The 11062-nt window shown below is 65.8% G+C and carries 9 protein-coding genes; 6 read left to right on the top strand and 3 right to left on the bottom strand.

Annotation, left to right across the window (positions count from 1 at the left end; all coding sequences use genetic code 11):
• The first annotated feature begins 303 nt into the window (after positions 1–303).
• Entirely contained in the window at positions 304–1479 is a 1176-nt protein-coding gene (flhB, locus tag ABIC76_RS02790; protein WP_354532896.1) for a flagellar biosynthesis protein FlhB, read from the top strand.
• A gap of 53 nt (positions 1480–1532) precedes the next feature.
• On the opposite strand, the gene ABIC76_RS02785 is transcribed toward flhB, so the two are convergent.
• Entirely contained in the window at positions 1533–2186 is a 654-nt protein-coding gene (locus ABIC76_RS02785) for a YitT family protein (RefSeq protein ID WP_354532895.1), read from the bottom strand.
• Between the two features lie 515 nt (positions 2187–2701).
• Here ABIC76_RS02785 and flhA point away from each other — a divergent pair.
• Genes flhA through ABIC76_RS02765 form a run of 4 tightly spaced genes read left to right on the top strand, consistent with a single transcriptional unit; the run spans position 2702 to position 8319 of the window.
• The gene (gene flhA / locus ABIC76_RS02780; protein ID WP_027679304.1) at positions 2702–4837 is read left to right on the top strand and encodes a flagellar biosynthesis protein FlhA; all 2136 of its coding nucleotides are present in this window, start codon (positions 2702–2704) and stop codon (positions 4835–4837) included.
• A complete protein-coding gene (flhF, locus tag ABIC76_RS02775) occupies positions 4834–6753 on the top strand; it encodes a flagellar biosynthesis GTPase FlhF (RefSeq protein ID WP_354532894.1) in 1920 nt (639 codons plus the stop codon). Before flhA ends, flhF begins: the two co-directional genes overlap by 4 nt.
• Positions 6754–6766: 13 nt before the next feature.
• Positions 6767–7549 carry a MinD/ParA family ATP-binding protein gene (locus ABIC76_RS02770; RefSeq protein WP_102065978.1) on the top strand — a complete coding sequence of 261 codons (783 nt, stop codon included), beginning with the start codon at positions 6767–6769 and terminating at the stop codon, positions 7547–7549.
• Between the two features lie 8 nt (positions 7550–7557).
• Positions 7558–8319 carry an RNA polymerase sigma factor FliA gene (locus ABIC76_RS02765; RefSeq protein ID WP_027679301.1) on the top strand — a complete coding sequence of 254 codons (762 nt, stop codon included), beginning with the start codon at positions 7558–7560 and terminating at the stop codon, positions 8317–8319.
• Positions 8320–8387: 68 nt separating this feature from the next.
• Here the strand turns inward: ABIC76_RS02765 and ABIC76_RS02760 are convergent, their stop codons facing one another.
• A complete protein-coding gene (locus ABIC76_RS02760; protein WP_354532893.1) occupies positions 8388–9479 on the bottom strand; it encodes an MBL fold metallo-hydrolase in 1092 nt (363 codons plus the stop codon).
• Positions 9480–9703: 224 nt separating this feature from the next.
• Here ABIC76_RS02760 and ABIC76_RS02755 point away from each other — a divergent pair, with 224 nt between their 5' ends.
• The gene (locus ABIC76_RS02755) at positions 9704–10435 is read left to right on the top strand and encodes a Crp/Fnr family transcriptional regulator (protein WP_027679299.1); all 732 of its coding nucleotides are present in this window, start codon (positions 9704–9706) and stop codon (positions 10433–10435) included.
• A gap of 21 nt (positions 10436–10456) precedes the next feature.
• On the opposite strand, the gene ABIC76_RS02750 is transcribed toward ABIC76_RS02755, so the two are convergent.
• Positions 10457–10972 (bottom strand): VirK family protein, encoded by a 516-nt coding sequence (locus tag ABIC76_RS02750; protein WP_354532892.1) that lies wholly within the window; start codon positions 10970–10972, stop codon positions 10457–10459.
• Positions 10973–11062: the final 90 nt, after the last annotated feature.

The raw sequence follows: 11062 nt of genomic DNA, 5'->3' as shown, positions 1-11062 counted from the left end.
CATTCTGGTTTGGAGAACGGGTCATGCTATGGACGCCCCCTGCATAAGGCGACGAAGTTTTCCGCAGGTCGATATGACGGACGGGCGTCTTGCCGGTCGGCAGGCCGTTGCCGCGCCATTGCGAACCCCACGTCAGCTCTGAATGGACGGCGTTTGCGCCGCAGCCAGCGCCATTTCATCGAAAAACCCGCTCCGGGGCGGCTTTTTCCACGCTTCGACCAGACGGGGGTGTCGGAATAATGCAAGGGTCGGCCATGGGGCCGATGCTGTTCATTCCACCGCCTACACCCCTCGCATCCCGGCATGTCCGACGACAGCGATCTCGAAAAAACCGAACCAGCCTCTCCGAGGCGCCTCGAGCAGGCGCGCGAGGAAGGCGACGTTCCCAGATCACGGGAACTGGCTTCGTTCGCCCTCACGGCGGTGTCCGCGGGCGGTTTGTGGGTGATGGGCGATTCGATCGTGCGGGCCGCATCGTCGTTTCTGGCGCGCTGCCTGGAATTCCACCGGTACAACTACACGAGCGGGCAGGACCAGTGGAACTACGTCACGGGTCAGTTCATGCCGCTGGCCCTGGCGCTGGGCGGGCTGATGCTGATGCTGGTGATTGCCGCGCTGTCGCCGCTTGCGCTCACGCGCGGGGCCATTTCGTTCAAGCCGCTGGCCCCCGATATTTCGCGCCTGTTCAAGCTGCAGGGCCTGACGCGCATGTTTTCGATGGAGGGGCTGATGGAGCTGCCCCGCCTGCTGATCAAGCTGTTCCTGATTGCCGGCGTGGGTTGGCTGCTGGTCCGGTATTACCGGGGCGACCTGATCGAACTGCCGCAGCAGGACCTGGGCGTGGCCATGCGCGACACCCTGCACGTGGCCGGCGTGGCCTTCCTCTGCATGGCAGCGGTGATGATGCTGGTGGCGGCCGTGGATGTGCCGCTGTCGTTGTGGCAATACGCGCGCAAGCACCGCATGACCAAGGAAGAAGTGCGCAAGGAGCACCGCGAGTCCGAAGGCGATCCGCACGTCAAGGGCCGCATCCGCAACCTGCAGCGCCAGGCCGCTCAGCGCCGCATGATGGCCGACGTGCCCAAGGCCGATGTGATCGTCACCAACCCGACGCACTACGCCGTGGCGCTGCGCTATTCCGAGAAGGAAGGCGGCGCGCCGCGCGTGCTGGCCAAGGGCGCCGACATGGTCGCAGCAAAGATTCGGGAGCTGGGGACGGAGCACAAGATTCCCATTCTGGAAGCGCCCCCGCTGGCCCGTGCGCTGTACCGCCATACCGAGATCGGTCACCAGATTCCCGAAGCGCTGTACGCCGCCGTGGCCGAAGTGCTCGCCTATGTCTACCAGCTGCGCCGCCTGCACCAGGTGGGCGGCCGTGTGCCGGTGCGCCCGACCGACCTGCCGGTGCCCGCCGATATGGACCCGGGCCCGCAGCCCGGCCCGGACGACACCGATGACGACGTCACCGGCAACGCTTAGGGGATCGGCGATCCCCAACGGTGATGTTTTCGCCGCCGAGACCCCGACTGGCGCTATCGCACCACGACGTTATATCGACCCGGGCGGTGCCATGCGATCACCATCGCGCTCATGGCAACTGCGCTCAGTGCCGACCAGCCCACACGGCCGGTCGGAATTACCAGGAGCGATGTCAGCAGAATCATCGAATCGATGGCCACCTGCACGATGCCTGCATTGATCCCCCGCGTACGTTGCAGCCAGAGCGTCAGAACGCCCGTGCCGCCCACGCCGGAGCCATGCCGTGCGAGCGCCAACACCCCCATGCCGTTGAGCGTTCCGCCCACCACCGCCGCAAACAGCGGACTCTCAAAATCGATGTGCAAGGCCTGCCGCGTCACCGCCAGCAGGAGGGTGATGCCGCAACTGGCCAGCGTCGACTTGATGGCAAAACGCGGGCCCATCACGAAATAGGCGAACACGAAAAACGGCACGTTGACCAACGTGAAAATGGTGCCGACCGAGAGCGGCGCCACGTACGACACGAGCAACGCGATCCCTGCAATGCCACCGGTCACGAGTCCGGCTGCGCTGAGCAGCACCACCCCCGTCACGATGAACATCATGCCGACGGCCATACCGTAGACGTCTTCGAGCATCGTGTGCCGGGCGGCATGGGGAGCGCTTGCTGCAACGGCGCTGCTTGCGTGATGAAGCTGATGGTCCATGGCGCCGCTCATCGGATGAACGGCCAGTCCGGCAAACAATCATGGATGTCCGGTAATCCAGAGGTGGGGTGCTTCATTGAACGTTGCCTATGATCGGGTTGGTGCATCCACGCACCGGACACTGCACCACCTTCGTGCGGTGATGCCTGGATCCGGGTCTTGTGGGCGGCGTTTCAGGATGATTTGCAAGTCCCATACCCAGCGTCCCAGCGTCCCAGCGCCCCGGCGGCATGGCGCATACGACCAGGCCGCTGCTGCAGCGCGAGGGTACCGAAAGGGGCGCGGTCGAGGGACAGGATTGGTACAGCCCGGTTGAGTACGCGATTCTGTATGAAAGTCTGGTACGACGCACCCCCAGGCCCCCCTGGCGGCGTGAAGGGGTAGAAGCGCACCCCCCGGTGGGAGGGTATTTCAGAGAAAAGCCGCCTTTTGGGCGGCTTTCTCACGTCTTCGATTTGGCGGCGCCCCCGGCAAGATGGCATCCATCGAAAAGCCCCCCCGCTGCACGCCCTCCAATGAACGCCGCACTGCTCCGAGTCACCGACATCCTGCGCAAGGGCGACTACCGCTCCGCCGCGGGCCCGGTGCTCATCATCCTGATCCTGGCGATGATGGTGCTGCCATTGCCGCCGTTCATCCTCGATCTGCTGTTCACGTTCAACATCGCGCTGTCGATCATCGTGCTGCTGATCAGCATGCACACGCTCAAGCCGCTGGATTTCTCGTCGTTCCCGAGCATCCTGCTGATCACCACGCTGATGCGGCTGTCGCTCAACGTGGCCTCCACCCGCGTGGTGCTGATGGAAGGCCACACCGGCCCCGACGCCGCCGGCAAGGTGATCGAGGCCTTCGGTCACTTCCTGGTGGGCGGCAACTACACCGTCGGCATCGTGCTGTTCGTCATCCTGGTCATCATCAACTTCATGGTGATCAGCAAGGGCGCGGGCCGTATCGCCGAGGTCAGCGCGCGCTTCACGCTCGATGCGATGCCCGGCAAGCAGATGGCGATTGACGCCGACCTGAACGCCGGCCTGATCCGCGAAGACGAAGCCCGCAAGCGCCGCACCGCCATTGCCCAGGAAGCCGAATTCTTCGGCTCCATGGACGGTGCCAGCAAGTTCGTGCGCGGCGATTCGGTGGCGGGTATCGCCATCCTGCTGATCAACATCGTCGGCGGCCTGGCCGTGGGCGTGCTCCAGCACGGCATGGACGTGGGCCACGCCGCCACCAACTACACGCTGCTGACCATCGGCGACGGCCTCGTCGCACAGATTCCCGCGCTGGTGATCTCCACCGCGGCGGGCATCATGGTCAGCCGCGTCTCCACCGACAAGGACGTCGGCCAGCAACTGTCGAGCGAGCTGTTTGCCATGCCGATGGTGCTGATGACCACGGCCGGCGTGCTGGGCCTGCTGGGCCTGGTGCCGGGCATGCCGCACATCCCGTTCGTGCTGTTTGGCGGCGGTCTGGGTTATCTGGGCTGGTACCTCAAGAAGAAGCGCGAAGTGCCCGAGGTCGAGCCCGTGCTGCAGGCGATTGCCCCGGTGGATACGCCCGAGGCGAGCTGGGACGACGTGTCGTGGGTTGACGTGCTGGGCCTGGAAATCGGCTACCGCCTGATCCCGCTGGTCGACAAGAGCCAGGACGGCGAGCTGCTGCGCCGCATCAAGGGCATCCGCAAGAAATTCACGCAGGACATGGGCTTCCTGGCGCCGGTCGTGCACATCCGCGACAACCTGGAGCTGGGCCCGTCGTCGTATCGCATCACGCTCAAGGGCGTGGAAATCGGCCACGGCGAAGTGCAGCAGGGCAAGTTCCTCGCCATCAATCCGGGTGGCCAGGACGGGCTGGGCGGCCACGGTGGCATGGGCGGCCTGGGTGGCATGGGTGGTCGCCTGGGCACGCAGCTGCCGGGCACCCCGACTGTGGACCCGACCTTTGGCCTGCCGGCCATGTGGATCACCGCCGATGTGCGCGATCGCGCGCAGGCCGAGGGCTACACCGTGGTCGATTGCAGCACCGTCATCGCCACGCACGTCAATCAGTTGATTTACACCCATAGCACCGAGCTTCTCGGCCGTTTGGAAGTCCAGCAATTGCTCGATCATTTGGGCAAGGAAGCACCGAAGCTGGTCGAAGACGTTGTACCGAAGCTGTTGCCCGTCGCGACCGTGCAGAAGGTGCTGCAGAACCTGCTGGACGAAGGCCTGCATATCCGCGACATCCGCACCATCGTCGAGACGCTGGCGGAACACGGAGGCAGGACGCAAGACCCCGCCGAACTCACCGCCGCCGTGCGTGTGGCGCTGGGCCGGGCGATTGCCCAGCAGCTCTTCCCGAACAAGACCGAAATGCAGGTCGTCACGCTTGACCCGAATCTGGAGAACATCTTGCTGCAAAGCGTCGTTGGCTCTAACGCCGGCCCGATCGAACCGCAACTGGCTGACTCGCTCATGCAAGCGGCAGCGGACTCGTCGCGGCAGCACGAACAGATGGGCCAGACGGGCGTCCTGCTCGTACCGCCCGCACTGCGCCCGATGCTTGCCCGCCTGTTCAAGCGTGCCGCACCGAGCCTGCGCGTGCTGTCGCACGCAGAAATTCCAGATCACCGAACGATTAAGGTTGTCGCCATGCTTGGAGGCCGCGCATGAAAATGCATCGATTTACCGGACTGACGTCGCGTGACGTCCTGCGCAAGGTCCGCGACCAACTGGGCGATGGCGCTCTGATCCTGTCGAACCGCGCCATTCCGGGCGGCATCGAGATCATCGCCGCGTCTGACTCGCACGTGGATGCGCTGGTCGACACGCAGTCGTCGGCACCCAAGACGGCGCAGCGCCGCCCGATGGCACCGGCCCCGATTCCCGAGCCCGCACCGATTGCCGCTGCAACTGCAGCCGTGACCGCCGCTCAGGCACCTGCTGAAGAAGCCCCGCAGGCCGAGACGCCGGCGCCCAACGCGCTGGCCCGTCTGCGCAACCGCTTCATCGCTTCGCGCCGCGCCCCTGCACAGGAAGACGCACCGGCAGCGCCGGTTGCCCCGGTTACGCAGGCCGCCAAGCCGGCCGGCCGCACGCTTCAAACGCGCGTGGACGACGACGTGGCGTTTGGCGAAGAAGACGCACTGGCCGCATCCACCCGCATGCTGGCAGGCCTGTCGCTGGACCGCGCCAACGCCGAGGTTGCCGAGTCTGCCGCGCAAGCCCTGGCCAGCACCGCGCAGTTCATCGCCCGCCGCACCGCGGTGGAAGACGATCAGCCGGAGATGGAGTCGACCGCCCGCTTTGCCGCACGCCGCGAGCAGGCACGCGAGCAAGCACGCGAACAGGACGACCGCCCGGTCACGCTGCGCAGCTTTGCCGAGCGCGTGGAAGCGCAGGCACGCACGCTCCGTGCAGAACAGCAGAAGGCCGAAGCCCCTGTGAAGGCGCGCATCGACGCGCAAGCCGACGCAGGCAAATCGTCCGACATTTTCGTCCGCGTGGAGGACACGATGGCCCAGCCCGAAGCCCCGCGTGATGACGTGAGCCTGCAGCGTTCGGCCATCCAGGCCGACGTGAAGGAAAGCATCCGTGCCGAGACCGACGTGATGACCCGCCGCATGGTCGGCGAGATCGAAACGCTCAAGAGCACGCTGAACGACGCCATGTCGAGCCTCGCCTCGCTGGGCGTGAAGCTGGGCGACCCGGTGCGTACGCGCCTGTTCCAGACCATGCTCAACGCAGGGTTCTCGGCACAGCTCACGCGCTACGTGCTGGAAAACATGCCGCAGCACGACACGTATGAAGGTGCGCTGGACTTCGTGCAGCGCGCCATCGAAAAGAACCTGACCACCGTGTCGGATGAAAACAGCCTGCTCGACCAGGGCGGCGTGTTTGCCCTGATGGGCCCGACCGGCGTGGGCAAGACCACCACGACCGCCAAGCTGGCCGCGCGCTTCGTGCTGCGCCATGGCGCATCGCGCGTGGCGCTGCTGTCGACCGACAGCTACCGGATCGGCGGCCATGAACAACTGCGCATCTACGGCAAGATCCTGGGCGTCTCGGTGCATGCCGTGAAGGACGCGCAGGACCTGAGCCTGGCGCTGAACGACCTGCGCGAGAAGCACGTCGTGCTGATCGACACCATCGGCATGAGCCAGCGCGACCGCGCCGTGTCCGAACAGATGGCGATGCTGCATGCCGTGGGCCCGTCGATCAAGCGCCTGCTGCTGCTCAACGCAGCCAGCAACGGCAAGACGCTCGATGAAGTCGTGGGTGCCTACCGCGACGCCAACCTGGCCGGCTGCATCCTGACCAAGATCGACGAGGCCGCTTCCGTGGGCCACGCGATGGACGTGATGATCCGCCGCCGCCTGCCGCTGCACTACGTGTCGTACGGCCAGCGTGTGCCGGAAGACATTGCGGTGCCGAACAAGAAGCTGTTGATCCACCGCTCGTTCCGGGCCGGTGCGGAGCAGTCGTCGTTCACGCTCGATTCGGATGAATCGTTGCTCGTGGCGCAAGGTGCGGTGTTACGCAACGCAGGCAACCGCGAACCCGGCCTGGCCGCTTTCGATTTCGCCTGACAAGGGGGCGACCATGACGACGCCATTCGCCAAGGATCAAGCCGCAGGGCTGCGGCGCATGCTCGGTCATGCCGCCGCCCGCCGCGTGCTCGTGATCGGCGCGGAAGAGCAGGTCGATGACTTTGTCGACAACCTGCGCATCGCGCTGTCGGGCATGGGCCGCGATACCGCCGTGGTGAGCGCGCAGACCGTGCTGGCCATGGCCGGCGTGCTCGAACAGCACGACGAGACGGCGGATGTGACGCTCGTGGCCGCGCATTTCGGCAACCGGGCGCTGGGCACCGTGGCCGAAGCGTGCGACGACGTGCTGCTGACCTTCTCGGATGGCCCGGAAGGCATCAAGAGCGCGTACACGCTGCTCAAGAAAACCGCCGTGCTGCAAGGCAGCGCCGGCATCCGCACCGTGGTGTGCGGCGCGCATTCGGTGGATTCCGCCGTGCGCGTGTTCGGCAACCTGGCCAACACCGTGGGCCAGTACCTGAACACCCGAATCGATTTTGCCGGCTACCTCCCCGAGGACCGGCACGTAGAACTCGCGCTCTCGCTCGGCAAGCCCGTGGCGAGTGCGTTTCCCGCATCGCCTTCGGCCATGGCCTTCCGCCAGCTTGCCGAAGAAATGTTGAGCTGGGCCAGCGCCGAGGCCCAAGCCGGTGATGGCAGTGCGCCGTCACGGGTGGTCATGTCGGCGCGGGCACCGGCTGAGGAGCCGGCAGATGAATCGGCGCAAGCAACGTCAATGTCGGCATCGACAGCGACACCCGGCGCCACCGCACGCGCGGCCGAATTGGTTTATTGAGGCGCAGCATGAACGAAGCGTCAAAGGCAGGCATGGATATGTACACCGCAACGGGTCGCAAGACCAAGTCCGACGAGATGGCCACGTACGCACCCCTGGTGCGTCGCATTGCCAACCAGATGATGGTGAAGCTGCCGGCCAGCGTTGAGCTGGACGACCTGATCCAGGCCGGCATGATGGGCTTGCTCGATGCGCTGTCGCGCTATGAAGAAACGCAGGGCGTGCAGTTCGAGTTCTACGCGGCCCAGCGTATCCGCGGCGCGATCCTGGACGAACTGCGCGGCTCGGACTGGCTGCCGCGTGGCCTGCGCCGCAACGCGCGCACGATCGAGCAGGCGATCCAGAAGCTGCAGCAGCAGAAGGGTCGCGCACCCACCGAAACCGAGATTGCCGCCGCGCTGGGCATGTCGCTGGCCGAATACCAGAAGCAACTGGTCGACCTGCAAGGCAGCCAGCTGCTGTATTACGAAGATTTCGACCGCGAAGACGCCGACGCCTTCATCGAGAACCGCGCACCCGAGAACGACGCCACGCCGCTGGACCAGCTGCTGGACCACGACCTGCGCGAATCGGTGGTGGCTGCCATCGAGGCACTGCCCGAGCGCGAAAAGCTCATGATGAGCCTCTACTACGAGCAGGATCTGAACCTGCGTGAAATCGGCGCCGTGATGGGTGTGTCGGAATCGCGTGTGTGCCAGATCCACAGCCAGGCGATTGCTCGCATCCGCTCGCGCCTGCGCGATCGCGCATGGCTGCCGACGCCGACCTGATCTGATATCACCCGAGCGCCGCTGCCAATGGCGAGCGACGCTGGGTCTGTGCCTGACCTGCCAGTTTCTTACTGCGCGGCCAGCGAGTCATCTCGCGGCCGCGCTTTTTCTTTGGGGACTTCGGTCACGTCGGTCACGAGCCGCGAGGCGGCGGCATCCCACACGCGGGTTTCGCCATGCTTGAAGAGAAGGAAGCGCTCGGCGGGCACGTCGGCCGCCTTCAGCGCGTGGGCGAGATCGGTGATGGGCTGGTCCAGCGCTTCGTCCGTCAGCTCGAACGTGCCCCAGTGGATGCCCATTGCCTGCCGTGCGCCGATGTCTTGCATGACCTGCACGGCTTCGGCTGGGTCAATGTGTTGCGCCTTCATGAACCAGCGCGGCTCGTAGGCGCCCACGGCAATGGCCGCCACATCGAAGTGGCCGAAGCGCGCCCCGATGTCGCGCGTGTCTTGCGAATACCCCAGATCGCCCGAGAACCAGAAACGCAGCTGCGGATGCAGCAGCGCCCAGCTGCCCCACAGCGTGTGGTTGCGGTCGTACAGGCCGCGCGCGGACCAGTGCTGCACGGCGCAGAAGTGCGCGGTGAAGGGGCCGAAGCGCGCTTCGTCGTCCCAGTCGAATGCGCGCACGTTGGGCTGGTCGCCGGCAAGGCGCGTGCCGCGCACGTTGCGCGCAAACCAGCGGTCGATGCCCAGCGGCACGAAAAACATCGGCGCGCCGCCGGGCTGGCGCATCAGCGCACGCACGCTGGCGCGGTCGAGGTGGTCGTAATGGTTGTGCGAGATCAGCACCAGGTCGATATGCGGCAACTGCTTGAGCGACAGCCCTGGCGGTTGATGGCGGCGCGGCCCCGCAAACGGCAGCGGCGAGGCGCGCTTGGAGAACACCGGGTCGGTCAGCACATTGAGCCCGTCGATCTGCAGCAGCAGCGTTTCGTGGCCGATCCAGGTGAGTTGCGGCACATCCGGCGGCTGATGGATGGCGCTGAGGTTGGGCGCGATGCAGGACAGGTCTTGCGTGGGCGGCTTGGGCAGCTTCAGGCGGCGGCGCTCGCGTTGCCATTGCCAGAAATTGGCGTCGGGGCGCGGGTGCGGATAGCGGTTGCGGAATCCGTCCGGCGTGTGGTGCGGCTTGGCGGGGTCGTAGTCGGGATTCTTCATGGGCGACGTGTTCCGTGGTGGCGGGCGGGGCTGCCTGAAGTCATGCCTGGTGGCGCATAGCTTACGCAAGTACGGCGTGGACGTCCGGGCGGTGCCGTCGTTATCATCGTCCAGTCGTAGACAGTGCCATGCGTTCAGCGTGTCGTTGCGTCCGGATGGTGGCGCAGACAGCGCATTCGTGTTTGGGGCCTGTCGCATCCGCCACATTCCACTGCCCCGCGCCCATGGATTCCGCCCCCGCCCGAAGCACTCCGCCGCCCGGCCCGCTCTCAGCGGCGCTGTACCGAGACCGCCTGCACGCCAGCAACTGGTTTGGCGGTCTGGGCAAGCCCCTGCAGGAGATCCTCATCGACATGGCGATCGTGCGCCGGCTGGCCGACGGGGAGGTACTGTTTCGCCGCGGCGATCCGCCCGACGGGCTGTATTGCGTGGTGGAAGGCGGCATCCGCGTGCGCGCCACCACGGCGGACGGCCGCGAAGCGCTGCTGGCCGTGCTGGAGCCGGTGAACTGGTTTGGCGAGATCGGCGTGTTCGACAACCAGGCGCGCACACACGATGCATGGGGCGAGGGCGATTCGGTGCTGCTGCACATGCCGCAGGCCGCGTTGATGGACCTGCTTGAACGTGCGCCGCAGCACACGCACGCTTTTGCGTTGCTGCTGACGCACAAGCTGCGCCTGGCTTTTTCCGTGCTTGAAGAAACGGCGCTGCTGCCGGCATCGGTGCGGGTGGCGCGTCGCCTGTTGCTGATGGCCGCCGGCTACGGCGACTTGCGCCTCGGCACCCGCCGCGTGCTGCGCGTTCCGCAGGAGCAGCTTGCCTTGCTGCTCGCGCTGTCACGCCAGACCGTCAATCTCGTGCTCAAGGATTTTCAGGCGCGCGGCATTCTCAAGGTCGCCTATGGCGAGATCGAACTGCTCGACCTGCCCGGCCTGCGCGACATCGCTAAGGGCTGAGTGCGCGTAGGCCGCGTCCGCTTACCGCCGCAGCAGACCTGCCAGCCCAATCGAAAAGTCCAGGCCCGCGCCGATCGCGCACTGGAACGTCTGCGGCGCCGACACAGCCTGATACGTCAGCGGCGAAAGAAACGACACAGTTACCGTAGCCTTGTCGTCGGGCGTCACGCGGTACTGCGCGAGTTCCAGTACAGGCGTGCCGTCGGGGCGCAGCGTCAGATGCTGGTTAGAGAAGCCGATGTTGCTGCCCTCGACTTCAAGGAAGTCGCGCACCGCAAAACCGCCGTGAACCACCGGCGCGGCTGCCTTGGCGACGGCACCTTGTCCATTCGGACATTGCGACGGCGAGAAGACCGCTGTGACCGGAATGCCCGAGAACAACTCCGTCCGCAAGACGTCGTAATGCGACACCGACACACGCGGCGCCACCTGCGCCTGGGCGAGCTGGGGCGCTGTGGTCAATGCCGTCAAGGCGGCGCACATCAGGGCAGTGCGCAGCGCGGGTTGAAGGGAACGGAATGCGTGATGGGTCGACATGGAGCGGGCTCCGTAGTGAAGGGGAATGTGCAGCGTAGGGTGGCGCGTGCGCGTGCGCGACTACGCTGGTGCGTAGACACGCCAACACGC

Source organism: Ralstonia sp. 1138 (genome assembly GCF_040544795.1).
GTDB classification, from domain to species: domain Bacteria; phylum Pseudomonadota; class Gammaproteobacteria; order Burkholderiales; family Burkholderiaceae; genus Ralstonia; species Ralstonia flatus.
This window is presented reverse-complemented; position numbering and strand designations above follow the sequence as displayed.

What these genes read in the sequence shown, in the direction of transcription:
- flhB (WP_354532896.1), top strand. Translation starts at nt 304, where the DNA reads ATGTCCGACGACAGCGATCTCGAAAAAACCGAACCAGCCTCTCCGAGG.
- ABIC76_RS02785 (WP_354532895.1), bottom strand. Translation starts at nt 2,186, where the DNA reads ATGGACCATCAGCTTCATCACGCAAGCAGCGCCGTTGCAGCAAGCGCT.
- flhA (WP_027679304.1), top strand. Translation starts at nt 2,702, where the DNA reads ATGAACGCCGCACTGCTCCGAGTCACCGACATCCTGCGCAAGGGCGAC.
- flhF (WP_354532894.1), top strand. Translation starts at nt 4,834, where the DNA reads ATGAAAATGCATCGATTTACCGGACTGACGTCGCGTGACGTCCTGCGC.
- ABIC76_RS02770 (WP_102065978.1), top strand. Translation starts at nt 6,767, where the DNA reads ATGACGACGCCATTCGCCAAGGATCAAGCCGCAGGGCTGCGGCGCATG.
- ABIC76_RS02765 (WP_027679301.1), top strand. Translation starts at nt 7,558, where the DNA reads ATGAACGAAGCGTCAAAGGCAGGCATGGATATGTACACCGCAACGGGT.
- ABIC76_RS02760 (WP_354532893.1), bottom strand. Translation starts at nt 9,479, where the DNA reads ATGAAGAATCCCGACTACGACCCCGCCAAGCCGCACCACACGCCGGAC.
- ABIC76_RS02755 (WP_027679299.1), top strand. Translation starts at nt 9,704, where the DNA reads ATGGATTCCGCCCCCGCCCGAAGCACTCCGCCGCCCGGCCCGCTCTCA.
- ABIC76_RS02750 (WP_354532892.1), bottom strand. Translation starts at nt 10,972, where the DNA reads ATGTCGACCCATCACGCATTCCGTTCCCTTCAACCCGCGCTGCGCACT.